The following is a 25,893-nucleotide window of genomic DNA, read 5'->3' as shown; positions in this document are numbered from 1 at the left end:
GATTTCAGAGGTCATTATGTCTACAACAACGGTTTTGGTTATCAACTGCGGCTCTTCTTCGCTGAAATTTTCTGTGCTGCCGCTGGAGGGTGAAACGCCGCTGCTTTCCGGGCTGGCGGAAAGGCTGGGGTTGGATAACGCCGCTATCACCTTTAAGGATGAGGCGGGAAAAACCACCCGGCTTCTGGCGCAGCCAACGCACCATTGCGCGCTGCAAACGCTGTTTGCCGTGCTGGCAGAGCAGGCGCTGCTCTCGTCGCTATGCGCCATCGGGCATCGCGTCGCGCACGGCGGCAGCGAGTTTCAACGCTCGGTGCTGCTGACGCCAGCGGTTATCGACCAGATCCGTCAGCTGGCACCGCTGGCGCCTCTGCACAATCCCGCCAACCTTATCGGCATCGACACTGCGCTGGCTTTGCTGCCCGCGCTGCCGCAGGTGGCGGTGTTTGACACGGCTTTTCACCAGACGCTGCCGCCGGAAGCCTTTACCTATGCCATTCCGCTGGAATACCGCGAGCGCTACAAGATCCGACGCTACGGTTTTCACGGCACGTCGCACCGCTTTGTCGCCGCCGAAGCGGTCAGGCTGCTGGATCTCGATCCGCAGGATCACGGCCTGGTGATTGCCCATCTGGGCAACGGATCTTCGCTCTGCGCGGTACGCAATGGGCAAAGCGTGGATACCACAATGGGCATGACGCCGCTGGAAGGGCTGGTGATGGGCACGCGCTGCGGCGACGTCGATTTTGGTGCAATGGCTTACCTGGCGACATGCAGCGGGCAATCTGTCGAGGCGCTGAGCGAGATGGCGAATAACCGTTCAGGCCTGCTGGGGCTTTCCGGGCTGTCCAGCGACTGTCGCACCTTGCAGGAAGCACGCGCCAAAGGCGATGCGCGGGCGACGCTGGCGATTGACGTCATGGTGCACCGGCTGGCGCGGCATCTGGGCGGCCAGTTTGCCGCGCTGCACCGGCTGGACGCGCTGATCTTTACTGGCGGCATTGGCGAAAACTCGGCGCTGGTGCGCGAGCTGACGCTGGCCAGGCTGGAGATCTTCGGCTTCCGCCTGGATCGTAACAGGAATCAGGCGATAGCGGGCGGCGCCGCGGGCACGATTTCCGCCGACGATTCGCCGACCGTGATGGTCATTCCCACCAATGAAGAAAAAATGATCGCGCAGGATGCGGCCAGGCTTGCCGCCGCGCCCGAACGATAACGCGCAAAATAATCTTACTGGCGGACAAAATATTTTTTCGCGTCCGCCTTAACATCGCAATCGGGCGTGGCCTCAGAGGCGCGTCTTTTTATCAGTCAAACAAACGAGGTCATTATGCAGCAGGAAGCGCTGGGCATGGTTGAAACAAAGGGGCTGGTTTCCGCCATTGAAGCGGCAGATACCATGGTGAAATCGGCCAATGTGACGCTGGTCGGCTACGAGAAAATCGGTTCCGGGCTGGTCACGGTGATGGTACGCGGCGACGTGGGCGCGGTAAAAGCGGCAACCGATGCCGGTTCCGTGGCAGCGGCCAAGGTCGGCGAGCTGGTCTCGGTTCACGTGATCCCCCGCCCGCATGTTGAAGTAGAAAAAATATTAAAAACGGCCACGGAGTAACGGCCTGAGGACAAGCCATGCAGGACAATCTTGTCGAACAGATTATTTCCAGGGCTATCGGCCAGCCAGAGAAGCGCAGCGGCTGCGGCCTGACCGAGTTTGTCGGTACCGCGCTCGGCCATACCATCGGCCTGGTGATCGCCAATGTCGATAGCCAGCTTCATGAGGTGATGGCTATCGACGGCCGGTTCCGCTCGCTGGGCATTATCGGCGCCAGAACCGGCGCGGGCCCGCATATTTTCGCTGCGGATGAAGCCGTTAAGGCCACCAACAGCGAGATCGTCGCCATTGAGCTGGCGCGTGATACGGAAGGCGGCGGCGGACACGGCTGCCTGATCCTGTTCGGCGCGGCAGACGTCTCGGATGTGCGCCGGGCGGTGGAGGTCACGCTGGATGAAATCGAACGGACGATGGGCGACGTTTACGGCTCGCCGGCCGGGCATCTGGAATTTCAGTACACCGCCCGCGCCAGCCACGCGCTGAATAAAGCCTTCGGCGCGCCGGTTGGCAAAGCGTTCGGTATGACCTGCGCTTCGCCAGCGGCGATAGGCATCGTTATCGCCGACGTGGCGGCCAAGGCGGCGGTTATTGAACCTGTTGGCTACGCCAGCCCGGCCAAAGGCACCAGCTTCAGCAACGAGGCGATCTTTACTTTCGCTGGCGATTCCGGCGCGGTGCGCCAGGCGGTCACGGCCGCGCGCGAAGTGGGATTACAGCTGTTGGCCACGCTCGATCCGGCGCCCATCCACTCAACTACCACACCCTATATCTGATCGCGCGGTAAGGAAGGGAAGCATGAATGACAGCGAGATCGCTCAGGCGGTGGAAAACGTCCTGAGCAAATTTACCCGCACCACGCCCGCTGCCGATGCCGAAAATCCGGCGCTGGCGGCCATGGTCGCCCGGGCGCTGGCGCAGAGCAGCGCAAACCCGGAAGACGTGAAAAGATCCGCCGTCACGGAGACGGAGGAAGCAGGCGTTTTCGCCACGATGGACGAGGCGATCGGCGCGGCCGTGCTGGCCCAGGTGCAGTATCGCCATTGCTCTATGCAGGATCGCACGACCTTTATCAACGGCATCCGCGAGGCGTTTTTACAGGAGGAGGTGCTGCAAACGCTCTCCCGCATGGCGGTTGAAGAAACCGGCATGGGCAACGTGGCGGATAAGGTGATTAAAAACCGCCTTGCCGCGCTGAAAACGCCCGGCCCGGAAGACCTGCCGACCTGCGCGCAAAGCGGCGATGGCGGCCTGACGCTGACGGAATATTCGGCCTATGGCGTTATCGGCGCTATCACGCCGACTACCAATCCGACCGAGACGCTAATCAATAACAGCATCAGTATGCTGGCCGCCGGCAATGCGGTGGTCTTCAGTCCGCATCCTCGCTCCCGCAGAGTGTCGCTGTATACGGTGGCGCTTATCAATAACAAACTCGCCGCGCTGGGCGCGCCGGATAATCTGGTAGTGACGGTTGCGCAGCCCTCTGTAGAAAATACCAACGCGCTGATTAAGGATCCGCGCATCGCTATGCTGGTGGCGACCGGCGGCCCGGCCATTGTGAAAACGGTGATGTCCTCCGGTAAAAAAGCCGTTGGCGCAGGCGCGGGCAATCCGCCTGCCGTCGTGGATGAAACGGCCGATATCGAACAGGCCGCCCGCGATATCATCAACGGCTGTAGCTTTGACAACAACCTGCCGTGCACGGCGGAAAAAGAGGTGATTGTAGTCAGCCAGGCGGCGGATTATCTGATCCACTGCATGAAGAAAAGCGGCGCTTACCTGCTGAGCGACAAAAAGCTTATTCAGCAGCTGCAAACGCTGGTGCTGAACGACAAAGGCAGCGGCCCGAATACGGCGTTTGTCGGCAAAGACGCGCGCTATATCCTGCAACAGCTGGGCATTGATGCGCCGGCGGAAACCAGAGTCATCCTGATTGAAACCGAAGCGACGCATCCTTTTGTCGTGCATGAATTGATGATGCCGGTGCTGCCGCTGGTGCGCGTGGATAACGTTGACGAAGCCATCGAGCTGGCCGTTTGCGTGGAGCAGGGCAACCGTCATACGGCGGTGATGCACTCTACCAACGTAGAGAAGCTGACCCGCATGGCGCGGCAGATCCAAACCACCATCTTTGTGAAAAACGGGCCGTCTTACGCCGGGCTGGGCGTCGGCGGCGAAGGCCACACCACCTTTACTATCGCCGGGCCAACGGGCGAAGGGCTGACCTCGGCGCGCACCTTCGCCAGAAGGCGCCGCTGCGTCATGGTCGAGGCGCTGAATATCCGCTGATGAAAACGCGCATTATCAACGCCCCCACGCCGGAAACGCTGGCGATGCTCAGGCGCCGGATGCCGTCGGAATTCAGAACGCGGCTGGATCTGCTGCGTGTGGACGCCGTCGCGCTGTTAATGCTGCCGGTGCCCGATCTCTATTTCTGTGCCGACCTGGCCAGTAAAGGCGCCGACGTCATGGTTTCGGAGATTTTCGGCAGCTGCCCGCAGCATATCACTTCGCTGGCGATCTTCGGCGAGGTGGCGGCGGTGGCGGAGGCGATGCGGCTGATTGAACAGCACCTCGGCGCTTAAGCCCCAGGGCCATAAACAAAACGCTTTTTCGGGAGTTATCACTATGTTGGAAAAAGGCTTTTCCAGTCCGACCGATCGTATCCTCAGGCTTAAAAACACGCTCCTGCAGGCGAAGCCGTACGTGGAATCGGAGCGCGCCACGCTGGCGACGCTGGCTTATCAGCAGTATGAGCATCTGCCCGCCATCATGCGGCGCGCCAGAGTTATTGAAAAAATCTTTCACGAGCTGCCGATCACCATCCGCGCGGATGAGCTGATTGTCGGCGCAGTCACCATCCATCCGCGCTCTACCGAAATCTGTCCGGAATTTTCCTTTGAATGGGTGGAAAAAGAGTTCGAAACGATGGAGCACCGTCTGGCCGATCCCTTTATTATCGAAAAGGAAACCGCCCAGGCGCTGAGCGAAGCCTTTAAATACTGGCCGGGCAAAACCACTAGCTCGCTGGCCGCGTCCTATATGTCTGACGCCACCAAAGAGAGCATGGCGGGCGGCGTCTTTACCGTCGGCAACTACTTTTATGGCGGCGTGGGGCACGTCAGCGTGGATTACGGCAAGGTGTTAAAAATCGGTTTTCGCGGCATTATCGCAGAGGTAAACGAAGCGCTGGCGAAGCTGGATCGCAGCCGCCCCGACTACCTGAAAAAAGAGCAGTTTTATCAGGCGGTGATTATCAGCTATCAGGCCGCTATCGCTTTTGCCCATCGCTATGCGCAGGAAGCGGCGCGGCTGGCGCAGGCGGAAAACAATCCGCAGCGCAAACGCGAGCTGGAGCAGATTGCGCAAAATTGCCGACAGGTGCCGGAGCAGGGCGCGACCACTTTCTGGCAGGCCTGTCAGACCTTCTGGTTTATTCAGAGCATGTTGCAGATTGAATCCAGCGGCCACTCGATTTCGCCAGGCCGTTTCGATCAGTATATGTATCCTTATCTGGCGGCGGGCAGCAGCATTACGCCGGAGTTTGCTCAGGAGCTGGTGGACTGCTGCTGGATCAAGCTTAACGACATCAATAAAACCCGCGACGAAGTCTCCGCGCAGGCTTTCGCCGGTTATGCCGTGTTCCAGAACCTTTGCGTTGGCGGCCAGACGGAAGAGGGGCGCGACGCTACGAATCCGCTGAGCTATATGTGCATGGAGGCAACCGCGCACGTTCGCCTGCCGCAGCCTTCTTTCTCCATTCGCGTCTGGCAGGGTACGCCCGACGAGTTTTTATTCCGCGCCTGCGAGGTGGTGCGTCTGGGGCTGGGCGTTCCGGCCATTTATAACGACGAGGTGATTATCCCGGCGCTGCAAAATCGCGGCGTTTCGCTGCAGGATGCCAGAGATTACTGCATTATCGGCTGCGTGGAGCCGCAGGCGCCGCACCGTACCGAAGGCTGGCACGACGCGGCCTTCTTTAACGTGGCTAAGGTGCTGGAAATCACGCTGAACAACGGACGGGCAGGCGGCAAGCAGCTGGGGCCGATAACCGGCGAGATGACCAGCTGGCGCGGCATGGACGACTTTTACCAGGCTTTTCAGCAGCAGATGACGCATTTCGTCCATCAGCTGGTAGAGGCCTGCAACAGCGTCGATCTCGCGCACGGCGAACGTTGCCCGCTGCCGTTTCTCTCTGCGCTGGTGGATGACTGTATCGGGCGGGGCAAATCCTTGCAGGAAGGCGGCGCTATCTATAACTTTACCGGCCCGCAGGCGTTTGGCGTGGCCGATACCGGCGACTCCGTTTACGCCATCCAGAAGCAGGTGTTTGAAGAGGGCAAGCTGACGCTTGCTGAACTGAAAAGCGCGCTGGAAAGCAATTTTGGTCACGCAGCCGACAGCTCGCCTCAGGCATCGCTGAGCGAAAACGACCTCTGCGCCATGGTACAGCAAATTATCGATCGGGACGGATCGCTGGACGCGGCGGCGATCAAAGAAGAAGTTTATCGTCGGCTCTCCTCCACGGCGGCCCCGCAAGGCAGCCAGCGTTTTGCTGAGATCCGCCGCATTCTGGAAAATACGCCCTGCTTCGGCAATGACATTGACGAGGTAGACCTGGTGGCCCGGCGCTGCGCGCTGATCTACTGTCGCGAAGTGGAAAAATACCGCAATCCGCGCGGCGGCCAGTTTCAGGCCGGCATCTATCCCGTCTCGGCCAACGTGCTGTTTGGCAAGGACGTGGGCGCGCTGCCCGACGGTCGCCTGGCAAAAGCGCCGCTGGCAGACGGCGTGTCGCCACGGCAGGGCAAAGACGGCTCAGGGCCGACCGCCGCCGCCAGCTCGGTAGCCAAGCTGGATCACTTTATCGCCTCTAACGGCACCCTCTACAATCAGAAGTTTTTGCCTTCCGCGCTGGCGGGGGAGAAAGGGCTGCGCAACTTCGGCAGCCTGGTACGCAACTATTTTGATAAAAAAGGGATGCACGTGCAGTTCAACGTGGTGGATCGCGACACGCTGCTGCGTGCGCAAAAAGATCCGCAGCAGCATCAGGATCTGGTGGTGCGCGTGGCAGGCTACAGCGCGCAGTTTGTGGTGCTGGCCAAAGAGGTTCAGGACGACATTATCAGCCGTACCGAACAGCACTTTTGATGCGGCCGGCGTGGTTGCCAGCCAGCAGGACACAGGATGAAAGTCGACTACGAAACGGAAGGCGTGCTGTTTAATATTCAGCGCTATTCGCTGCATGACGGGCCGGGCATTCGCACTATCCCGTTTTTTAAAGGCTGCCCGCTGGCCTGTAAATGGTGCTGCAACCCGGAGTCGCAGCGCCCCGGGCCAGAGCTGCTTTTTAAAAACCGTGACTGCATCCGCTGCGGGAAGTGCCTGAGCGTGTGTCCCACGCAGGCGCTGTCGCCGGACAATCCTTTCTTTGTGGATCGCACGCGCTGCACGCAGTGCGGCGACTGTACGCAGGTTTGTCCGACCGGCGCGCTGGAGATGAAAGGAAAGCGCATGACGGTCGGCCAGGTAATGCGCGAGCTACAGAAAGAGGAAAATTTGTTCCGACGATCCGGCGGCGGCATCACGCTCTCGGGCGGCGAGCCGCTGGCGCAGCCTGAGTTCGCTCGCGAATTGCTGAAAGCCTGCAAGGCGAAGGGCTGGCATACCGCAATAGAAACCACCGGTTTAACCAGTAAAGAGGTGATTGATGAGGTATTTCCGTGGGTCGATCTGGCGCTGACGGATATCAAAGCTATTCATCCGACGGTGCACCGGGAAAATACCGGCGTGGATAACCGACGTATTCTGGAAAATCTGCTGCGCATCTCTTTTATTACCAAAACGGTGGTGCGTGTGCCGGTGATCCCCGGCGTTAACGACAGCCCCGAAGAGGTTCGGCGCATCGCGGAATTCGCCCGACTGATGATGAACGTCACCGAGATCCATTTGCTGCCCTACCATAATTTTGGCGAAAACAAATATGCTCTGCTGGGCCGCAACTATCCGCTGCGGGAAAGCGCCGTAAAAGTCGACATCGGGCCGCTGAAAGCGGTAGTGGAAGGGCTGGGATTTACCTGCCATACCGGCGGCTAGCGATGGTGATTGGGCGATCGCAACAAACGGACAGCGTTGGCCGACGGCCAGGGCACGTGGTCGCCTGGTGATCAAAGCAGAGGGGCAATCGGGGTAAAGGAGATGACACGGTTGGCCGGAGGTAAAAGCACGTTGAGTGGGGTAAAGGAAAGGTACACGGTCGGCTGGTGATAAAGAGACGGGATCGACTGCGGTAAAGGAAAGGTATACGGTTTGGCTGGTGATAAAGACACGGGAGCGACCGCGGTAAAGGAAAGGTATACGGTTTGGCTGGTGGTAAAGATATGAGATCGGCTGCGGTAAAGGAAAGACGCACGGTTGGCTGGTGATAAGGAAAAGCGCGGCGCCACCACCGCCTATTTTTTGCGTTGACCGGAACGACGTGCCGACTTATTACCTTTAGTTACAGCATCCTGAACAGGGGATATCGCATCGGAAGACGGCTCGTTGGCGTTGATATCCGCTCCGTTATTGACCGGATCTGTCTCTGCTTCGGACCTGGGTTGTACTGGTGCATCACCAGGCGAAACCAGCTGCGTTAAGGTGACGTCAGGCACAACAGCTTTCGCCGTTACGTCGTCATGCAAAGCAGTCTTCGCGCCTGTGTCGGCAGGCAAAGCAGGCCGCGTTGGGGCTACCGATTTACAGGTAATTTGCGTCATCGCCTCAATGCCCTCTGCCGCTCTGGCTATGACCCGACGGGCGTAAAGCTTGCCCATGCGGCTGGCTGCCACCGCGCCTGCTTCGACGGCAGCATTCACCGCCGACACCTCTCCCGTTAATCTCACCAGTATCAGGCCGTTTCCTTTGGTCTGCTCGCAGCCTGCCAGCGTCACGTTGGCCGATTTCAGGGCCGCATCGGCGGCTTCCACCGCGGCGGCCAGCCCCACGGTTTCAATCAGCCCAAGGCTTTTTCCGGGCATAGCGTTCTCCTTAATGTTATCCCGCTATTTTACCGGCCTCCCTGACGGAGCCAGGGAAACTATTTTGCCCGTTACAGAGACTTTTTTGTCTGGTCTTTATTGTTTCCGGTCGCCGTCATCTGACGACAGTAGTCTGACGGCGCCATGCCCGTTTCCTTTTTAAAAATGCGGCAGAAATAGTTGGCATCCTGCCAGCCAAGCTCCAGTGCAACGGTATGAATATTCAGATCGCTGAACTGTAACAGGGCGCAGGCAAACTGCATTTTGCGATGGCTAACGTAAGCGGAAAAACCTGTGCCCGTCTCTTTTTTAAACTTTCGGCTCAGGTAGCAGGCGCTGATAAAAGATTTGGCGGCAATACCATCCAGCGTGACATTTTCCGTTATGCCTCGTTCAATATGAAATTTTGCCCGGGCGACAAAGGACTGCGTGCTTGTTTTCAGGGCTGCATCAAATATTTCCCGGCTTGCCTGCAACAGCAGCAGAACCAGACGCCGATAACGCGCCTGGCTTACGCCGTCCTGCTCGACCTGTAGCGCCAGCATGCCGATTTTCTCCCGCATCGGCGGCCTTAATGACGCCTGCCGACATATCAGTTCCAGCAGCAGAACCAGCTCGCGGCTTGCCTGGTTGTCCCCAAGAAAGGCGCGTTTGTGTACGTCCAACAGCAGGTCATGCCATTGTGGATAGTCACACCGGGCGATAAGCGTCTGAAGCCGCCGCTTCAGCGCTTCGCCACGGGCCATTCCGTGCGCATCAGCGCTCAGGCTACCGTTAACCTTATCAATGATGGCCTGCTTTTTTATCGGTTTCAGCAGATAATCTTCAATCTGCAAAGGCAGCATACTACGCAGAAGATCAAAGTCGTCGCTGGCGCTGGTGACGATAACGCGGGTAGCGCTGCTTTTGGTGCGCAGATACTGAATAACCTGCCTGCCGTCGGGGCGGGGAATGGTCAGGTCGACAAAAATCAGGTCGATATGCGGCAGTTCATCAATCAGCTGCATGGCTTTTCTACCGGTCGGAGCGTCATAAATCAGCACGCCTTGCTGACTGGCCGCTACGATGCGGCGCAGGCTTTCCGCTTCCATCGGTTCATCTTCAACTATCACCACGGTGGACATAACCGGCTCCTGTGTTACGACTGAGGCCGAAGAGGAAAACGAAGTTTGATGGTGGTGCCCATCATGGGACGGTGGGCGCTAAAGATCTCCAGCCCGTAAGCGTCGCCAAACAGCAGCTGCAGGCGCTGCATAATATTCCTGATGCCTATTCCCTGTTTATTGTCCGGTGGCCCGCTTAAAATTTGGGTTATCGTCTGTTGTGCGATGCCATCGCCGTTATCGCTGACCTCAATAATAAGATCGCGACCATCGTCGGTTGCGCGAATATGGAGTACGGCAGGTATTTCCCGCGGTTCAACAACGTAATTAAAGAAATTTTCCGCCAGCGGTTGCAGCGTTAAAAAAGGGCAGGCGACGCCATAATATTTTTCCGGAATAGCGCAAAGATAAGTGAAACGGTCCGGCATTCTGACTTTCTGCACTGCCATATAGCTGTTGACGTAGTGGATCTCTTGTTCAAGCGTGATAACGGCATGATTATTTTTGCGTAGCAGATAGCGCATCATATCGGAGAAATCATGCACCATGGCTTCCGTCCGCGGCGCTTCTTCCAGAAAGGCCAGTCGGCCAATGGTATTCAGCACGTTAAATAAAAAATGCGGATTAAGCTGGTAGCTCAGCGCTTTAAATTCCGCCTCGTGCAGCAGTTTTTCCGTTTCCACTCGCCTGCGCAATTCACGGGTCAGCTGCCGTTCTTTTTTATGCAGTTCGCGCTGTATGGTGGTGGCCCAGGCCTGTTCCACCAGGCAGGAAGCCATATGCAGCAGGGTTTCAGCCAGTAGCTCAAAGCGGCGATAGGGGGTAATCGGTATTGCCTGATGAAAGCGCTTCAGAGAGGGGGTGATTTTTCGACGCGGGCGATTGGGCAGAATGCAGGGGATCGTTTTTGCCTTTTCCGCTTCAACTCTGGCCTGACCCGCAATAAAAGCGCCCAGATAATGCTCGTTAATAACCACAGGTACGGCAAACTCAACCATGCCGCAGCAGCAGCGGTAGATGACCGGTTTCCGCGCCTGCATGGCCGCCCGACCGCCGGCATTGTCGCAGGCGTGGCAGCGTTCCGCCTGGTCCGGGTTTTGGCGGTAGCGGGCGCAAAAGTCAGAAAAGCCGCTTGGCCTGGTGACGGGGAGACCAGTGGCGTCCACCACTACCAGCGCAATCCTCATTGTCTGGCTGAAGTTGTCCTGTAGCTTTTGCAGCCTGTGCGTATCCAGAAAATCCGCGATCTTATATTCAGCTTCCATGCTAAATACCTTATGCAAGTCGATATCAGGGTAATGTAACGTAAGCAATACGCTTTAATAGTGCACGGCTTCACAGCTGACAAATATTTTTTATACAGATGGAATGCCGCCGCGCTGCCTGAGCCTGCTTTGGTCGTGCGGCGATATTCAGATCGGCGATCGTCTCCTTTTTGGCGCTTCCTGACCCTGGCCGATGTTTGATAAATAGCAAAAGCTGCTGCCGGTAGAAGATAATTACAGTGTGCTGGCAGAGATGACGAGATTTGGCTGAGCGGAGAGGCCGACGGAATAATAAAGCCCGGTTTTAATTTTTTTAGTCTGCAGCGTATATGTCTGTCTGATATTTACGCTGCAAAATTGCCTGTAGCTACAGTCAGAGCTGTCCGGCTTGCTATTCAAAGGCATTACTACCTAAAACCTTACGCCGCCGCTAATGGCTGAGTAAATAAAGCGATTCGCGGCGGTGCCCGCCTTACGCTTCCTTTCTCCCCAGCCAGCGCTCTTTCAGCAGCGAGCCAGCAATGGCCGCATCCAGCAGCGGGGAGGGCGGCAGGTAATTTGCTTCGCCCAGCGCCAGCATCGTGGCCGTCAGCGGATTATCATAGCCCAGCGCATAATCGGCCAGCAGCGATCCCGCGATAGTCTGCTTAGAGATCCCCGCCCCGTTGCAGCCGCTGGCGGTGTAAACAGCGCCGCTCAGCGCGCCCCAGACCGGCGCGCCGTTGCGGGTTACGCTGATGGTGCCCGACCAGCTGTGGGTCAGGCTGACGTCCGTGAGCTGGGGGAAAATTTTGTTGAACGTGGCTCTGTGCAGCCGCGTGGCGGCATAAGTTTGCGTAGCAGTTACGCGGCCGTGCAGGGCCGGCACCACGTGTTGACGAATTAAAATGCGGCGATCGGCGGTGTAGCGCAGCGTGGCGCCCGCGATGGCGTTAACCGGCGTCAGGCCCCAGCTCTTCATGATCGGCAGCCGCTGGCGCTGTTCATCGGTTAGCGGCGCGGTCAGGCTGGCGAAAGTCGCCATGGCCGCCTGCTTGCTGATGCCCGGTGCCAGTTCGCGGGAAAGGGCAGCGGTTGCCAGCATCACTTTCGGCGCACAAAGCGTGCCGAAAGGCGTGACAAGGCGATTTATTTTGCCGTAGTGAATGGCCATCACCGGCGTCATATCATAAAGAGTGACGTTTTCCGGCAGCGTTGCGGCCAGCCCGATCGCCAGGCTTGCCGGGTTGAGCAGCACCGCGCCCGGCGTATAGATGCCCTTGTGATAAAAATGCGTGCCCAGCTTTTGCGACAGCGTCTCGCGGTCTAGCACCTCATAAGCCTCGTCCATCAGCTCAAGGTTATCGCGATACTCCTGCAACACGCTTTCGCTGCGTGCATCGGCCTGGCAGTGATACTTCCCGGCCTTCTCCCATTCGCAATCGATCCCTCGATCCGTCACGATCGTTTTTAATTCGTCGATCCCGGCCTGTAATAAGGATCGATAATCCTGCGCCTTTTTCAGCTCCGCCGTCGAGCTGCCAATATTATGCGGCAGGCCGATCGCAAAGCCGGAGTTTCTGGCTGAAGAGCTTTCCGCCGCGCTGGCGGCATCAACCACCACAATTTTCAGGTTCGGATTGTGACTGGCCAGCCGACGAGCGAAAGCCAGACCGGCAAAGCCTGCGCCGACGATCGCCCAGTCCGCTTCGCAGTCGCCGCGCAGCGCAGGACGGCTTGCAGGCGTCTCGCGCAGCCAGCCATTGTGATTCTGGTTAAAAGGTATTGAGGCGTATTTCACTGTAACCATCCCTGAACGAGCCGTTCGTTAGCAAAGCAGCAAGGGCCACACCGCATCTGCTTACTCTTTTTTGTCATGTATCAAGCCATGACGCCGCCATCAGCTATCTTGTGCCTGGCCGATTGCGGCATCAATCATTCAGCAGCGTTCCGGCAGGCGGCTTCACTGCCTGCGCAACATGCAGGCGCAGCGGCCTGCATAGCGTGCGATCAATAGATTTTGCGGTAGAGGCTGGCGATATCGTCCAGCGTTGCTTCTCGTGGATTGCCGCCGGTGCAAACATCGTCCAGGGCGGCCTGCGCCAGCGCCGGAATATCTTCTTCTTTCATGCCCACATCGCGCAGGCGGGCAGGAATGCCGACGTCGACAGAAAGCTGTCGGACGGCTTCCACGGCGGCTTCTCTTGCCTCGCCCAGACTCATGCTGCACACCCTGGTGACGCCCATCGCACGGGCGATATCACGGTACTTCTCGCCGGTGAAATCGGCGTTCCACGCCATAACGTGCGGCAGGATAATGGCGTTGGCGACGCCGTGCGGCACGTTGTAGAACGCGCCCAGCGGGTGAGCCATACCGTGCACCAGGCCCAGCCCGACGTTGGAAAAGCCCATGCCTGCCACGTACTGGCCCAGCGCCATATCCTCTACGCCCTGCTTGTCGCCAGCTACGGAAGCGCGCAGCGAACGGTTGATAATTTGAATCGCCTTCAGATGCAGTGCGTCGGTCAGCTCCCAGGCGCCCTTAGTGGTGAAGCCTTCGATAGCGTGGGTCAGCGCATCGATCCCCGTGGCGGCCTTGAGCGAAGGCGGCATACTCGCCATCATGTCCGCATCGATAATAGCGACGACCGGAATGTCGTGCGGATCGATGCAGACAAATTTACGGCGATTTTCCTCATCCGTAATCACGTAGTTAATGGTGACTTCCGCCGCCGTGCCTGCCGTGGTCGGGATGGCGATAATCGGTACGCAGGGATTTTTGGTTTTGGCAAAGCCTTCCAGACTGCGAACATCGGCGAATTCAGGGTTGTTGATAATGATGCCGATAGCTTTTGCCGTATCCTGCGGCGAGCCGCCGCCGATGGCGATCAGATAGTCCGCCTGTGCGGCTTTAAATGCCGCCACGCCTTGGGTAACGACGGCGATAGTCGGGTTCGGCACCACCTCGTCATAAATGACGTAAGGAAGATGATGCCGATCCAGCAGCGAGGTGACCTTTTCAATTACGCCCGCTTTAAGCAGCGTTTTATCCGTGACCAGCAGCGCTTTTTTAAGGCTGCGCTGGCTGACTTCATGGACGATTTGCGAGATAGCGCCGGGACCGAACCAGGAGGTCTCGTTCAGAATCATTCTTTGTAGCATCATCTTCTCCACTCGTTTCAAATTTTTTAAAATCACAAACGTTATTATCACTGGCTGGAAATATGCGGAGGAATGCCCGGACGAGTATTGATTAAGATCAGGTCACGGCGAGTCTTCAGGATGGAGTAATGACTATCAGGGCTTATCTTTACGGTAGGGTTTGTTAAGCTGCGGGTCCGTTAATTTTATAAGGTAGAGCTATGTTACGTGCAATCACGGCCGGAGTTTTGATGGTTTCCCCAATGATGGCCTTTGCCGATGCGGATCACCCTGAAATCGACTGTATGAAAATTAAGAACTATGCCGCAGCAGGCGATAAAGCTTATAAAGCAAAGCAGTATGAAAAGGCACGCGACAGCTATACAGAACAGGTAGCCTGGAGTGAAAGTTGCCAGCTTCCAGATAGCGCTATTGCGGTAGCTTATAATAATGTGGCGCTCACCTGGATACGTCAGGGAGACTATCGTAAGGCAAAAGCCTGGCTGCTGATTGATGAGAAAGACGCCAAATCGCAATATAATCTGGGGTTAATAAAAGAGAAACTTGCTGCCTTACCGCAGCCTGCTTCGCCCGCTGGTGAGTACTGGGAATACGCAGGAAAAGGGATGTGGAATAGCTACAGCATCTCGGCAGAACAGGACCATTACAAAATTAACTTTGATGGCGTCTCGCCAGGGCTGATGGCGATGTACTACGGCCCGAATATCGGCAGCCTTGAAGGAAAGGCCACCATCCAGAACGGCAGAGGCGTACTGCAACAACGTGAGGAAGGTGACTGGGGCAACTGCGATGTCACGCTGCTCTTTACCCCAATGGATTTAACGACTCAGGTTAACGGTGACTGCGGGTTTGGTCATAACGTTTCTGCGGCTGGCCATTACATTCGCGTTGAATAGCATCGTTGGGCTGAACGCTCGGCAGCCCGGCCGAAATAAAGGAAAAGGCGTCCTGGCGGCCGATGTTTTATAAGCCCAGCCGCGACGATATTCTCTGCCTGATTTTATTTATGCCTGACGTAATCCGCTTTTTTGCGCCGGTCCATCCGCTTTTTTCAGAGCAAGGCGTGGCGTCAGCTTTGGTCTGACGGGGCTCGTGCGGTTCTTCTGATGGGCGAGGTTCTCGCGGTGTACAGGACTTTTCTGGCATGCGAGGCTCTTCTGATTCGCACAGCTCCTGTAGTGCACGAGACTCTTTTGGCGTGCAAGCCTCTGCTGATGGGCACAGCTCCCATAGTACGCTAGTGTCTCCTGGTGTATGCGACTCTCCTGACGTGTGCCGTTCTTCTGGCAAGCGTGACTGCCGTGGTGCGCGCGGTTCTCGGGGTTTACGCGGTTCTCGCGGCGTTCGCGGTTCCCGTGGCTCTCTTGGTTCACGCGGTTCCAGCGTTTCTCTGGGCGTGCGCGGCTGTCGCGGTGTACGAGGTTCGCGCGGTTTTTTCCCTGCCGGTTCTGTTTTTTCCTGCACGCTGGCTCCTGATAAATGAACTTTAAAGCCCAGCTTAACAAACGCCGGGGCGCTCAGGAAATGTCGGTGGAAAAGAGCGGGTTTCCCCGCTCAGACGAATACCGCCGCCACGTTTTCAATACGCTTATGCGGCAGGGCGGCGATAACCCAGCAAGACCATCGCCGTCGACAGCTACTCGCTTTCCATTATGGAGGCGGCCAGCTGCGCGCTGTCCGGCGTGTTGCCGATTAGTTCCGTCAGCAGATTATTTACGCCGTCGCTCATCGGCGTGAAGCGGGTCTGCGGCGAGCGCGTCACCACGATAAACACGCCGACGCTATAGCGCGGCACCATCGCCATATAGGTAATAAAGCCGCCGCCGCCGCCGGTTTTCTGGATAATGCCCGGGCGGCCGCCCTGCGGCGCCATATAAACCCAGCCCATACCCAGCGCGGAGGCTTTGCCCGGCACGTCCATTCCCTCGACGTTGGTCAGCTGGCCTCGCTGATAAATCATGGTCTGAATGCGATCGGCCTGCGGCGAACGCGCCTGCAGATCGGAAGACAGGAACTGCTGCATCCAGCGTCCCATATCGTCAGGCGTCGAATAGACGCCGCCGCTGCCGATAGCGGCCAGCGTATTGGTGCAGGGGCTGGCGCCTTTTTCCGCGATCATCAGACGCGAACACTGCTCGGGCGAGGGGGTAAAAGTCGTATCCTTCATGCCTAAAGGGCGCGTAATTTCACGCTGTAGCAACGCCGGATAGGAGGTGCCTGCGGCGCGAGCCAGCGCATCGCCCAGCAGATCGAAAGCCAGATTGGAATAGGCGGCGCGGGTGCCCGGCGCGGCTTTCAGCTGCGCATGTTTCAGCCAGTTCCAGCGCTGGCTGGCGGTTGGCCAGACGAAAACAGGCCGGTTCGGCTTGCCGCCGGGCTGCTCGCGGGGCAAACCGCTGGTATGCGTAGCCAGATTAATCAGGCGGATCGTCTGGCCTGCATAGGCCGGTACCGCGCTGCCCGGCGGCGCATATTTGCTTAGCGGATCGTCAAGCCGCACCACGCCTTTCTCCGCGAGCTTAACCAGCAGCTCGCTGGTCATCAGCTTGGTCAGCGAAGCAATACGGATAACGGACGTTTTCTGCGGCCTGACGCTGCTGCCGGGACGCACCGAGCCAAGACTGGTAAAGACGCGCTGGTTGGCGTCAATCGCCACCATCGCCATGCCGGTCGCTTTGGTGTTATAGAAGATATTCTGCGCGTAGCGATCGACAATCTGCGAGGCCAGTAAAGGATCGGGAGAGGTTCTTGCGGCCAGCGCGCCGAGCGGAAAAAGGACGCAGAGCGCCAGCAGGTGGAGTGGTTTCAACGTGCGTATATCCATCGGGAGCGGAAAAGTGCCCTTATACTAATCTTTTTCCTGGAGAGGAAAAAAGAGCGGCGGCCCTCTTTTTTACGGGCCGCCGTTAGCCGTCAGGCCGCGTTGTGGCTTACTTTGAAGATGCCGATGGCGCGGGAAAGCTGTTCAGCCTGTTCCTGCAGCGATTGCGCGGCGGCGGCGGATTCATTCACCAGCGAGGCGTTCTGCTGCGTAACCTGATCCATCTGGGTAATCGCCATATTGATCTCATCAATGCCGGTGCTCTGCTCGTGGCTGGCGATAGAGATTTCGCCCATGATTTCCGTCACGCTTTTCACGCTGGCCAGCACTTCTTCCATCGTGGTGCCCGCTTTGGCGACCTGCTTGCCGCCTTCGTCCACTTTATTCACGGAATCCTGGATCAGCTGCGCAATTTCTTTAGCGGCGGAGGCCGAACGCTGCGCCAGGTTGCGGACTTCCGAGGCGACAACGGCGAAGCCGCGACCCTGCTCGCCCGCGCGAGCGGCTTCCACGGCGGCGTTAAGCGCCAGGATATTGGTCTGGAAGGCGATGCCGTCAATCACGCTGATAATGTCGACAATTTTCTTCGACGAGGTGTTGATCATTTCCATGGTGCTGACGACCTGATTCACCGCCGAGCCGCTCTGCACGGCTACTTTCGAGGCCAGCGCGGCCAGCTCGTTAGCCTGACGAGCATTGTCTGCGTTTTGCTTCACGGTAGAGGTCATCTGCTCCATTGCGGAGGCGGTCTCCTCCAGCGAGCTGGCCTGCTGCTCGGTACGGGAAGAAAGATCCATATTGCCCAGTGAAATTTCGCCGGAGGCGGTAGCGATTAGCTCGGTGCCGGAGCGAACTTCGGTCACGATACGCAGCAGGTTTTCATTCATGGTTTTCAACGCCTGCATCAGCTGACCGGTTTCATCAGTTGAATTTACACGGATCTGCGTACGCAGATCGCCCGCCGCCACGTTTTCAGCAATACGTACTGCTTCGCGCAGCGGGGCAACGATAGAGCGGGTCAGGAAATAGCCCAGCACGACCGCCAGCAACGCCGCCAGCGTGGAGAAAATCAGCGTAATGCGGATTGCGGTAGCGCCATCGGCAACGGCGTTAGCGCCTTCCGCCTGCAGCTGTCCGGACTGTGAGTCGGCAAAACGCTTTACGATATCCAGATAGGCGGTTTGGGCAGGCGTCATTTTCATCAGCGCATAGTCGGCGGCGGCATCCTGATTACCGGCGCGCACTAAAGTAAGCAGCTCACTTTTGGCCGCTTCAAACTGCTGCGCCGCCTCTTTTACTGCCTGGATTTTCTTGATGCCGACTTCGGTTGTTTGCAGTTTGGCAATCTTGTCTATCGTCTGGTTGGTTTGCTGCGTCACGCTGTCCAGCTGGCCGTAACGCTTCTGGTTTTTCTCCGGATGCGAAGTCTCAATAACCATCCCGCGCAGATATTTAATCTGATCGTTAACCCCGTCGCGCGCGTCAAAAGCCAGCCTCACCTTGATATAGCGATCGTTAACAATGCGATCCACCGCGCCGTTAATGCTGCCGATTTTTACAATAGCCGTTACGCTGACCACGATTAATAACAGTATTACCAGGGCAAACGCCGCGCCGAGGCGCACGCCGACTTTCAAGTTTTTTACAGAAATCATCCGGATTGTTCCTTGCTGTTTAAAAAAGAGTCACTGAGGAAACCTTTAGCATTACAGGGGCATTAAATCGGCAGCAGGCGTGAAAACTTGATGGCATTGTGAGCGAAATCGCGCATAAGGTATGGACGGAAAAGAAAAAATGCGGCGGGCTTCCCCGGCCAGGGCGGCCGGGGAGAGGACAATTTACTGAACAGGCACGACTTTTAAACTTACCAGCCCGATGCCAAGCTGACGGGCGGTGAAACCGGCTACCGCGCCTTCGGCAGTGGTTTCCGGCACCGGCGCTCTGATAACCAGCGTGCGTTCCCGTGTCGGGTTGGACAGGCGAATGCTGACCGTACTGTCGCTATGGCTCAGGCGGAACGTCTGCTCGCTATCGCCAATTTTAACAACGAAAGGCCGCTGGCTGTTGGCGCCAAACGCGCGGGCCGTCAGCAGCAGATCGAAGGTTTCCGGCAGCGGCTCCAGCCAGGTAAGGGTGACTTCAGGCAGCAGTCCGGCATCCGACCAACGTCCGCCCCAGGGTTCGATATAGGAAAGGCCGGTGACCTTCTGCACCTGTTTTGGCAGGCCAGGCAGGGCAAACAGCAGCGTGTCGGAGGCATAGCGTAAATCCTCATCGGCAATGCGCAGCCGGGTCACGGTTTGCTGATAGCGTTCCTCGCTTTGATCACCAATCTGGCGGAAGCCCACGCGGCCCTGAGTCACGCCGGGGTTGATCTCGCGGATAGTTGGCGGTGAATTCAGCGTGCCGTCGGCAATGCACAGCTGCCTGTTAAGCGCCAGTTTCTCATCCCAGACATCGCCCATTTTAAAGCAGCTATCGATCCAGACGAACTTCTCATCCGGCGCAAAATTAGCCAGCTGCTGTTTTAACGGCGGCGCCAGATAGACGTCGAACTTCGGCTCGATTTTGCCCGGTTTAACGGAGAGCAGCAGCGGCAGTTTGAAATGCACGCCGGCAAAGCTGAAGGTGTTATTCACCGTGTCCGTTTTATAATCGGCAATCGCCTTCGGAAAATTCCACAGTTTAATCACGTCCGGCTTCCACTCGTTGATCTTCTCTTTGATATTCAGGTAAGTCGCGGCAAGAGAAGAGGACGAAAGGCTGCTGCGCCCCAGGCCGATAAAGTTATCGCCGCCCAGCGCGTCCAGCACCGTCGCGCCGTTGTCCAGCGTGCTGCGCTTAACCGCAATGACTTTACCGTCGTCGTTATCGCCACGCAGCATAAAGAAGAGATTGCTGCGGTCGTGCTGGTTAAGGAATTTCCAGGCGGTATTGTTCATTGCCAGATGATCGGAGCTGACCACGATAATCGTATTTTTAAACCACGGCGTGGCGCGGATCCGCTCTATCAGATGCGCAATATGCTGCTGGCTGCAGGCGACAGCGGCGAAAGATTTGTTTTGTTTGCCTTCCCACAGATAGCTGTTGCGCTGGCAGCTGCGCGAAATAAAACCGTCAGGGTGGTGCGTATCCACCGTCAGAGCAAACAGCGAGAAAGGCTGACCCTGCTGCGCCAGCTCGACATATTTATCGTAAACGCTATCCAGCACCGTATCGTCATACCAGCCCCAGTCGTTACGGTAGCTCGGATCTTTCACCACGCTTTTCAGTTCGTTAAATCCATACAGATGGTCGAACCCGTGCGAGGAGAGGAACAGATCTTTACCGGCAAAGCTCAGGCTGGCGCCCTGGTAGAAGTAGTTTTGATAACCCGCCGCTTTCAGAATGTCGCCCAGGCAGACATTCTGCGGATAGAAAGTTGAAAGCGAGCTGGAGGCGTTGCCGTCGAAAGGCGCGAACAGCGGGATACCGCACTGCGAGGCGACCATTCCCGCAATCGTATATTCGGTGCCGGGCAGCTGCTGAGTGTTGCTGAAATCCAGCGAACCCGCTTTGACGGCGTTAAGTTCCGGCGCAAGATGGGGAAAGGCTGCTTCGTCAAAGTAGGTGCGTTCCAGGCTCTCGGCATAGATATAAACCAGATTCGGTTTATCGCCGCGTATCTGCGTGCCGGGCACCTTATAGTGCGCGTAAAAATCGGAGTCGCCTTTGCCCAGCTGCGATTTCAGCAGATCGGCCACCTGCTGATAAGCGGGCGTGGTTTTGATCGAGGCCAGCGCCAGCACAATCGCCAGCAGGCCGCAAAGCTTGCTGCCGCCACGCTTTCGGCCGCGTCGTAAGATCCAGGCAAGCAGGGCAAACAGTACCAGCAGCGCCAGCACCATGCCTGCGGCCGGCAGCAAATATTTACCGATGCCCGCGCCGCTCAGGCTGTTGGTGAGGGTATAGATAACCGCGTCATTAATGCCTTCGCCCGTAAAGTAGTTGCTGGCAAGCAGCGAGGCATTCAGCACGATATAAATGCCCAGAAGTAAAACAATCGCGGAAAAGCCCAGCCTGTTTTTTCCAGCTTTCCAGCTGTACAGCGCGGCCGAGGCGATAAAAAGAAGCAGTGAAAGTGATTCAGATCCCATTATTTTTTTATATTCCCCGAAAAAGGCAGTCCCTGCCGGTATTCATCACCAACTTGTAGCGAATCTTCCAATCTAACGCAGCCGGTTAAGGCTGGCAATAAGCGGCCAGGCGAGAAAAATGACCGCCGTCACGGGGATAAACTTTCGTTGAGGTTCTGTTTAACTTCGCGTTTAACGAGGCTCAGGGACGCGGGCAAATCGTCAGAGCTAAAAATAAATTAATTAAAGATTAAGGCCTTCGCTGCCGAAAACCTGGTCAGGCTCTCCAGCGTTATCGGGAAACAGGGGCACAACGTGGACAGGGAATGAGAAACGTGTCGCCTCGGGCGTTTATTGGCAGGCGCTTTTAGCAATTCTAAAACAAAAATAGATAAGAGATTTTACAAAAGCCTTTTTTATCCGCTGTACTGCCGCGCTTAATCCCTATAATCGCGCGCAAAATCGGCTTTATGTGACGTTTTTTTGCTTTTTCGTTCTCTCTTTTTTTAGCAATGCTTTACAGGGCTACATAATGTTAACAAAAATGCGCGTGTTAAGTCAGGCTGTCGGCCTGGCGCTGGTGATGGGCGGAGCGTCTTTTGCCGCAAACGCTGAAGTAACGTTGATCAAACAGGATCCGCAGGCGGGCGATCCGCTGAGCCGTCTGAATTTCACCGTTGGCGGCAGTATCCGTCCCCAGTTCAATAACCTGACCGGCGACGACGGTAAAAATGCCTATAAGCGTAACGGCTTTGATGGCGGCACTCGTTTCCGTTTCCTGGCCGATTACTACCTGTTTGACGATGTCAGCTGGGTGGGGTATTACGAGCTGGGCGTAAATATTCCGGCGCTGTTCGACTGGGACAACCATTATGCGGCCAAAGCGCATGACACCAGCCGCCGTATGCTTTACACCGGTTTCCAGAGCAAGACCTGGGGTAAACTGACCTTCGGTCAGCAGAACAGCGTGTATTACGATGTGGTCGGCGCGAAAACCGATATCTGGGACTACGACATGCTGGCGCAGGCGCCGGGCAACGGCATCAACGGCGACTACGACGGTTCTTACCGTTCACGCAAAATGCTGAAGTATAAAAACACCTTCGGTAATGCGGACGTGCTGGCTTCTTATCTGTTTGCCGATAACGAATATTTGCCGGGTGATGGCCTGCGCTACAAGCGTCAGGGCGGCGGCTCGCTGGGCGTGGATTACCATCTGAGCAAAGAGCTGACCTGGGGCGCGGCGTGGAACTATACCCGTGCTGATATGCGTAATCCGGGCACCGGCGACGATAAAACCTGGAACCAGAACATTTACGGGACTTCCCTTAGCTGGAAGCCAGACAGCTGGACCTTCTCGCTTGGCGGCGGCTATTACCAGAACTATCTGCTGAGCAAGAAAAAAGGCGTGGATAACTACTTTGCTGGCGATGCGTGGGGTATTGAGTACCTCGCGGGCTACACCATCCCGGTTGGCAACTACGGCCTGAAAACCTTTATGCCGTATGTGATGGGCGACCGTCTGGAATACGTTAACGATCGCGACTATCAGCGTATCGATAACGGCGTGGGGATCACCTTCCAGCTCGACTACGGTTTCCGCGTGGATTATGAACACGTCTTCACCTCAAGCAGCGATAACCTGGGCGATATGAACCTGGTGCGTCTGCGTTACGACTTCTGATGCTCGCTTTCCCCGGCTTCGGCCGGGGATTGTTTCACTGCCCATGCCTTAAAGCTCGCCTGTCATATACTGCGCCACGCCGTTACCGAAGCTCCAGTCGCCCTTGCTGTTAGTGATAAAGCTGATCATCACGTCGGCCGGTGAAATACCGCAGCTCTCTTGTAGTTCACGACACAGTTCCGCCATAAAAAATTGCTTCTGCTCATCGCTGCGTGGACTGGTAAACACCCGTACCATCACCAGGTTATCGGTGCGCGTCAGCCCCAGGCCGGTATCCTCAAACACCATCTGATAAGGCTTGTTTTCGTGAACAATCTGGTAGCGATCGCGCGCCGGTACTTTAAAAGCGGCCAGCACGGCGCGGTGCGCGGCATCCAGCAGCGTTTTCAGTTCCGATTCCGAGCGACCCTGAATGACGTCAAATTGCAGTAATGGCATGGTTTTCCCCTTAAAATATAGTGTAATGGCACCTGAGCGGCAGAAGTTACTTTAGGGACATTAGCGCGCGGGAAAAAGCGCTATAGTTGAAATGATTATTTATTATAGTGAACAATGACGATGGCTATAAAAACCGATGCGTTATGGCTACATCTTCACTGGCTGACCGTGCTGGCTGAGCAGGGCAGCTTTACCCGCGCGGCCGAAAGGCTGGAAGTCAGCAAGGCCGCCATGAGCCAGAAAATCAAAGAGCTGGAGCAGCAGGCGGGCGTGCCATTGGTAACCAGAACCACCCGTACCCTGCGGCTGACCAGCGCGGGCGAAAAACTGGTTGAGGAGCTGCGTGCGCCTTTCGCTCAGATAGAACAGAGTTTTTTCAGTGTGCGCGATTCGGCCGGGCCGCTGCGGGGATTGATCCGCGTAACCGCGCCGGTCGCTTTTGCCCGGCAGCAGCTGGTGCCGCATATCACCGCTTTCCTGAAAGAACATCCCCAGGTTCGTGTACAGCTGGAAGTGTCCGATCGGCTGGTTTCTCTGGCCAGTGAAGGGTTCGATCTTGCCATTCGCCACAGCGATACGCTGCCCGATACGCATGTAGCGCTACCGCTATGCGCCACGCGCGCGCTGGTTGTGGCATCACCGGTTTATCTGCGCCAGTACGGCCAGCCGCAAACGCCGCAGGCGCTAAGCGAACATCAGTGCCTCTACTATCCGCGCGGCACGGAAACGCCGCAGTGGACTTTTTGCCGGGAAAACAGCAGCGAAAAAGTCGTGGTTAATGTCAGCGGCCCCTTCGCGACCAATAATAGCGAATCGATAAGGGATGCCGCGCTGGAAGGATTGGGCATCGCGCTGCTGCCTGATTTCAGCGCGCAGGGTGCCCTTGCCGACGGAAGACTGGTCGAGGTTTTGCCGCAGTGGCGAACGCCGGGCGCTTTTGCCGAACATCTTTACGTCGTCCGTCCCTGGGCTGCTCAGGTCCCACGGGCCGTAAGCGGATTCGTACACTGGCTGCGCGATGCTTTCGAGCGCCAAAGCAAAAGCGCCATGGCGCCGTAAGCTACCTTTAAAGCTATTGATCACGAAGATGAAGATACGCAGGGCGGCCGCCCTGAAAGTGATTGCCGCTTTGTCAGCAGGAAGAGGCTGTGAAGCGCTGAGCTATTTTACTCTTCCCTGAACGACAGGAGAAAACGTATGGAAGCCGAGATACATGGCATCAACGATATTCTTGCGCCCGACCTTAGCGTGATTTTTTGCGGCATTAACCCGGGGAAATCTTCTGCGCATACCGGGTTTCATTTTGCGCATCCCGGAAACCGCTTCTGGAAAACCATCTGGCAGGCGGGTTTCACCAAGCGTCAGCTAAAGCCGGAAGAGGAAAAGCTGCTGCTGACCACGCGCTGCGGTATCACCATGCTGGTGGAAAGGCCCACCCGTGAGGCTACGGAGCTTTCTGCTACGGAGCTACGCGAAGGCGGCAAACTGTTAGTCGATAAGATCATGCGCTATCAGCCCGAGGCGCTGGCGGTATTAGGCAAGCAGGCCTATAAGCAGGCTTTCGGTGTCGGTAAGGTGGCATGGGGCAGGCAGCCGCATAAGCTGGGTGAAACGGAAGTCTGGGTGCTACCCAATCCCAGCGGGCTGAACCGTGCTTCGCAAGAGGAGCTGGTGGCGGCCTATAAAGAATTGGTAATGGCTTTAGCTGCTCGTTGAGACGATTTACATCGGCGTTGCAGGAAAATCAGAGCCAGCGTCAGCTTTAGTAAATTGCATCAGCGCGGGGAGAGGAAGGGCGTTACACTGCGCGACGGGTGCTCAGGATCTTTTTGTTCCGGGCAGCCGGGACAGAAAGAGAAAAGCCCCACCCGACGTCAGTCAAAGTGAGGCTACTTTCTACATCCAACAGTGTAAAGGTAGCCTTTTACCCGCTGTAAAGCAATGGAAAAGGAGGCCTGGGATGGCGCAAAAATTGTTCGCGCTCTGTTTAATAGTGGTTTGTGTAACGGTAATAGCCGTTATCTGGATCACGCGCGGCTCGCTCTGCGAGCTGCACGTTAAGCAGGGAGGTACAGAGGTTGTGGCCAGCTTAGCCTGCAACACCGCAGGGTAGGGCAAATCGCCTGTGGACAGGACGTCTGCCGGCGCATTGTTGGGAGGATCCTTGAGCACCCTTCTTAAGGCACCTTAAAAACGCCTTCATTCAATCCGCTACATATTCCCTGGTACGATCACCACGGTAGACGGCCTTAGGCCCTGCCGTTTTCACGCTTGTTGCAGGAAAATCAGATCCAGTATCAGGTTTAGTAAATTGCGCCAGCGGAGGGAGATAAAGCGCGCTACACTGCGCGACGGGTGCTCAGGATCTTTTTGTTCCGGGCAGCCGGGACGGAAAGAGAAAAGCCCCACCCGACGTCAGTCAAAGTGAGGCTACTTTCTACATCCCACAATGTAAAGGTAGCCTTTTACCCGCTGTAAAGCAATGGAAAAGGAGGCCTGGGATGGCGCAAAAATTGTTCGCGCTCTGTTTAATAGTGGTTTGTGTAACGGTAATAGCCGTTATCTGGATCACGCGCGGCTCGCTCTGCGAGCTGCACGTTAAGCAGGGAGGTACAGAGGTTGTGGCCAGCTTAGCCTGCAACACCGCAGGGTAGGGCAAATCGCCGGTGGACAGGACGTCTGCCGGCGCATTGTT

General features: G+C 56.8%; 22 protein-coding genes. 13 read left to right on the top strand and 9 right to left on the bottom strand.

The genetic code is table 11. The features are described 5' to 3' along the window. Positions 1-16: 16 nt before the first annotated feature. The 7 genes from tdcD to ACMGEE_RS09770 all read left to right on the top strand — a co-directional run bounded on the left by tdcD (position 17) and on the right by ACMGEE_RS09770 (position 7,708). Entirely contained in the window at positions 17-1,216 is a 1,200-nt protein-coding gene (gene tdcD / locus ACMGEE_RS09800; RefSeq protein WP_436829965.1) for a propionate kinase, read from the top strand. Between the two features lie 114 nt (positions 1,217-1,330). Then, positions 1,331-1,612 carry a propanediol utilization system shell hexameric protein GrpH gene (gene grpH / locus ACMGEE_RS09795; protein WP_253458125.1) on the top strand — a complete coding sequence of 94 codons (282 nt, stop codon included), beginning with the start codon at positions 1,331-1,333 and terminating at the stop codon, positions 1,610-1,612. Positions 1,613-1,629: 17 nt separating this feature from the next. After that, positions 1,630-2,385, top strand: coding sequence for a propanediol utilization microcompartment protein PduB (gene pduB / locus ACMGEE_RS09790; RefSeq protein WP_436829964.1), 756 nt, complete (start codon positions 1,630-1,632; stop codon positions 2,383-2,385). 22 nt (positions 2,386-2,407) lie between these two features. Further along, on the top strand, positions 2,408-3,901 hold the full coding sequence (locus ACMGEE_RS09785) for an aldehyde dehydrogenase family protein (RefSeq protein ID WP_436829963.1): 1,494 nt from the start codon (positions 2,408-2,410) through the stop codon (positions 3,899-3,901). Beyond that, positions 3,901-4,197 (top strand): hypothetical protein, encoded by a 297-nt coding sequence (locus tag ACMGEE_RS09780; RefSeq protein WP_253458133.1) that lies wholly within the window; start codon positions 3,901-3,903, stop codon positions 4,195-4,197. Before ACMGEE_RS09785 ends, ACMGEE_RS09780 begins: the two co-directional genes overlap by 1 nt. Positions 4,198-4,240: 43 nt before the next feature. Next, on the top strand, positions 4,241-6,763 hold the full coding sequence (grpM, locus tag ACMGEE_RS09775) for a glycyl radical diol dehydratase GrpM (RefSeq protein ID WP_436829962.1): 2,523 nt from the start codon (positions 4,241-4,243) through the stop codon (positions 6,761-6,763). A gap of 36 nt (positions 6,764-6,799) precedes the next feature. Further along, positions 6,800-7,708 (top strand): glycyl-radical enzyme activating protein, encoded by a 909-nt coding sequence (locus ACMGEE_RS09770; RefSeq protein WP_370734606.1) that lies wholly within the window; start codon positions 6,800-6,802, stop codon positions 7,706-7,708. Between the two features lie 356 nt (positions 7,709-8,064). Here the strand turns inward: ACMGEE_RS09770 and ACMGEE_RS09765 are convergent, their stop codons facing one another. The 5 genes from ACMGEE_RS09765 to fucO form a co-directional block, all read right to left on the bottom strand. Beyond that, positions 8,065-8,631: a BMC domain-containing protein gene (locus ACMGEE_RS09765; protein ID WP_436829961.1), complete on the bottom strand. Its 567-nt coding sequence runs from the start codon at positions 8,629-8,631 to the stop codon at positions 8,065-8,067. Between the two features lie 71 nt (positions 8,632-8,702). Further along, positions 8,703-9,755: a helix-turn-helix domain-containing protein gene (locus ACMGEE_RS09760; RefSeq protein ID WP_436829960.1), complete on the bottom strand. Its 1,053-nt coding sequence runs from the start codon at positions 9,753-9,755 to the stop codon at positions 8,703-8,705. Positions 9,756-9,769: 14 nt separating this feature from the next. Then, positions 9,770-10,999 (bottom strand): sensor histidine kinase, encoded by a 1,230-nt coding sequence (locus tag ACMGEE_RS09755; protein WP_253458146.1) that lies wholly within the window; start codon positions 10,997-10,999, stop codon positions 9,770-9,772. A 472-nt stretch (positions 11,000-11,471) separates the two neighbouring features. Beyond that, complete coding sequence (locus ACMGEE_RS09750; RefSeq protein ID WP_394148375.1) at positions 11,472-12,779, bottom strand: NAD(P)/FAD-dependent oxidoreductase; 1,308 nt, start codon at positions 12,777-12,779, stop codon at positions 11,472-11,474. Between the two features lie 209 nt (positions 12,780-12,988). Further along, positions 12,989-14,140 carry a lactaldehyde reductase gene (gene fucO, locus ACMGEE_RS09745; RefSeq protein WP_436830006.1) on the bottom strand — a complete coding sequence of 384 codons (1,152 nt, stop codon included), beginning with the start codon at positions 14,138-14,140 and terminating at the stop codon, positions 12,989-12,991. Between the two features lie 200 nt (positions 14,141-14,340). On the opposite strand from fucO, the gene ACMGEE_RS09740 reads away from it, so the two are divergent. After that, a complete protein-coding gene (locus ACMGEE_RS09740; protein WP_369896274.1) occupies positions 14,341-15,036 on the top strand; it encodes a tetratricopeptide repeat protein in 696 nt (231 codons plus the stop codon). Positions 15,037-15,776: 740 nt separating this feature from the next. Here ACMGEE_RS09740 and ampH read toward each other — a convergent pair. The 3 genes from ampH to opgB all read right to left on the bottom strand — a co-directional run bounded on the left by ampH (position 15,777) and on the right by opgB (position 21,097). Next, a complete protein-coding gene (gene ampH / locus ACMGEE_RS09735) occupies positions 15,777-16,964 on the bottom strand; it encodes a D-alanyl-D-alanine-carboxypeptidase/endopeptidase AmpH (RefSeq protein ID WP_253458157.1) in 1,188 nt (395 codons plus the stop codon). Positions 16,965-17,053: 89 nt separating this feature from the next. Beyond that, positions 17,054-18,616, bottom strand: coding sequence for a methyl-accepting chemotaxis protein (locus tag ACMGEE_RS09730; protein ID WP_301250653.1), 1,563 nt, complete (start codon positions 18,614-18,616; stop codon positions 17,054-17,056). Positions 18,617-18,799: 183 nt separating this feature from the next. Continuing rightward, entirely contained in the window at positions 18,800-21,097 is a 2,298-nt protein-coding gene (opgB, locus tag ACMGEE_RS09725; RefSeq protein ID WP_253458163.1) for a phosphatidylglycerol--membrane-oligosaccharide glycerophosphotransferase, read from the bottom strand. Between the two features lie 511 nt (positions 21,098-21,608). On the opposite strand from opgB, the gene ACMGEE_RS09720 reads away from it, so the two are divergent. Further along, on the top strand, positions 21,609-22,760 hold the full coding sequence (locus ACMGEE_RS09720) for a porin (protein ID WP_253458166.1): 1,152 nt from the start codon (positions 21,609-21,611) through the stop codon (positions 22,758-22,760). Between the two features lie 48 nt (positions 22,761-22,808). Here ACMGEE_RS09720 and ACMGEE_RS09715 read toward each other — a convergent pair whose 3' ends face one another. Beyond that, positions 22,809-23,198 carry a tautomerase family protein gene (locus ACMGEE_RS09715; protein WP_253458169.1) on the bottom strand — a complete coding sequence of 130 codons (390 nt, stop codon included), beginning with the start codon at positions 23,196-23,198 and terminating at the stop codon, positions 22,809-22,811. Between the two features lie 120 nt (positions 23,199-23,318). On the opposite strand from ACMGEE_RS09715, the gene ACMGEE_RS09710 reads away from it, so the two are divergent. The 4 genes from ACMGEE_RS09710 (at position 23,319) to ACMGEE_RS09695 (ending at position 25,852) form a co-directional block, all read left to right on the top strand. Then, the gene (locus tag ACMGEE_RS09710; RefSeq protein ID WP_253458172.1) at positions 23,319-24,257 is read left to right on the top strand and encodes a LysR substrate-binding domain-containing protein; all 939 of its coding nucleotides are present in this window, start codon (positions 23,319-23,321) and stop codon (positions 24,255-24,257) included. Between the two features lie 138 nt (positions 24,258-24,395). Continuing rightward, positions 24,396-24,914 carry a G/U mismatch-specific DNA glycosylase gene (gene mug, locus ACMGEE_RS09705; RefSeq protein ID WP_253458175.1) on the top strand — a complete coding sequence of 173 codons (519 nt, stop codon included), beginning with the start codon at positions 24,396-24,398 and terminating at the stop codon, positions 24,912-24,914. A 244-nt stretch (positions 24,915-25,158) separates the two neighbouring features. Next, positions 25,159-25,311, top strand: coding sequence for a Hok/Gef family protein (locus ACMGEE_RS09700; protein ID WP_253458180.1), 153 nt, complete (start codon positions 25,159-25,161; stop codon positions 25,309-25,311). 388 nt (positions 25,312-25,699) lie between these two features. Then, complete coding sequence (locus ACMGEE_RS09695; RefSeq protein ID WP_253458180.1) at positions 25,700-25,852, top strand: Hok/Gef family protein; 153 nt, start codon at positions 25,700-25,702, stop codon at positions 25,850-25,852. The last annotated feature ends 41 nt before the right edge of the window (positions 25,853-25,893 follow it).

It is taken from the genome of Erwinia artemisiae (assembly GCF_051400835.1).
GTDB lineage: Bacteria > Pseudomonadota > Gammaproteobacteria > Enterobacterales > Enterobacteriaceae > Erwinia > Erwinia aeris.
Note: the sequence above shows the minus strand (reverse complement) of the source record. Positions and strands in the feature narration are given on the sequence as shown.

What these genes read in the sequence shown, in the direction of transcription:
- tdcD (WP_436829965.1), top strand. Translation starts at nt 17, where the DNA reads ATGTCTACAACAACGGTTTTGGTTATCAACTGCGGCTCTTCTTCGCTG.
- ACMGEE_RS09730 (WP_301250653.1), bottom strand. Translation starts at nt 18,616, where the DNA reads ATGATTTCTGTAAAAAACTTGAAAGTCGGCGTGCGCCTCGGCGCGGCG.
- ACMGEE_RS09770 (WP_370734606.1), top strand. Translation starts at nt 6,800, where the DNA reads ATGAAAGTCGACTACGAAACGGAAGGCGTGCTGTTTAATATTCAGCGC.
- mug (WP_253458175.1), top strand. Translation starts at nt 24,396, where the DNA reads ATGGAAGCCGAGATACATGGCATCAACGATATTCTTGCGCCCGACCTT.
- ACMGEE_RS09740 (WP_369896274.1), top strand. Translation starts at nt 14,341, where the DNA reads ATGTTACGTGCAATCACGGCCGGAGTTTTGATGGTTTCCCCAATGATG.
- opgB (WP_253458163.1), bottom strand. Translation starts at nt 21,097, where the DNA reads ATGGGATCTGAATCACTTTCACTGCTTCTTTTTATCGCCTCGGCCGCG.
- ACMGEE_RS09715 (WP_253458169.1), bottom strand. Translation starts at nt 23,198, where the DNA reads ATGCCATTACTGCAATTTGACGTCATTCAGGGTCGCTCGGAATCGGAA.
- ACMGEE_RS09755 (WP_253458146.1), bottom strand. Translation starts at nt 10,999, where the DNA reads ATGGAAGCTGAATATAAGATCGCGGATTTTCTGGATACGCACAGGCTG.
- ACMGEE_RS09785 (WP_436829963.1), top strand. Translation starts at nt 2,408, where the DNA reads ATGAATGACAGCGAGATCGCTCAGGCGGTGGAAAACGTCCTGAGCAAA.
- ACMGEE_RS09765 (WP_436829961.1), bottom strand. Translation starts at nt 8,631, where the DNA reads ATGCCCGGAAAAAGCCTTGGGCTGATTGAAACCGTGGGGCTGGCCGCC.
- ACMGEE_RS09700 (WP_253458180.1), top strand. Translation starts at nt 25,159, where the DNA reads ATGGCGCAAAAATTGTTCGCGCTCTGTTTAATAGTGGTTTGTGTAACG.
- ACMGEE_RS09710 (WP_253458172.1), top strand. Translation starts at nt 23,319, where the DNA reads ATGGCTATAAAAACCGATGCGTTATGGCTACATCTTCACTGGCTGACC.
- ACMGEE_RS09695 (WP_253458180.1), top strand. Translation starts at nt 25,700, where the DNA reads ATGGCGCAAAAATTGTTCGCGCTCTGTTTAATAGTGGTTTGTGTAACG.
- ampH (WP_253458157.1), bottom strand. Translation starts at nt 16,964, where the DNA reads ATGGATATACGCACGTTGAAACCACTCCACCTGCTGGCGCTCTGCGTC.
- fucO (WP_436830006.1), bottom strand. Translation starts at nt 14,140, where the DNA reads ATGCTACAAAGAATGATTCTGAACGAGACCTCCTGGTTCGGTCCCGGC.
- ACMGEE_RS09780 (WP_253458133.1), top strand. Translation starts at nt 3,901, where the DNA reads ATGAAAACGCGCATTATCAACGCCCCCACGCCGGAAACGCTGGCGATG.
- pduB (WP_436829964.1), top strand. Translation starts at nt 1,630, where the DNA reads ATGCAGGACAATCTTGTCGAACAGATTATTTCCAGGGCTATCGGCCAG.
- ACMGEE_RS09760 (WP_436829960.1), bottom strand. Translation starts at nt 9,755, where the DNA reads ATGTCCACCGTGGTGATAGTTGAAGATGAACCGATGGAAGCGGAAAGC.
- grpH (WP_253458125.1), top strand. Translation starts at nt 1,331, where the DNA reads ATGCAGCAGGAAGCGCTGGGCATGGTTGAAACAAAGGGGCTGGTTTCC.
- grpM (WP_436829962.1), top strand. Translation starts at nt 4,241, where the DNA reads ATGTTGGAAAAAGGCTTTTCCAGTCCGACCGATCGTATCCTCAGGCTT.
- ACMGEE_RS09720 (WP_253458166.1), top strand. Translation starts at nt 21,609, where the DNA reads ATGTTAACAAAAATGCGCGTGTTAAGTCAGGCTGTCGGCCTGGCGCTG.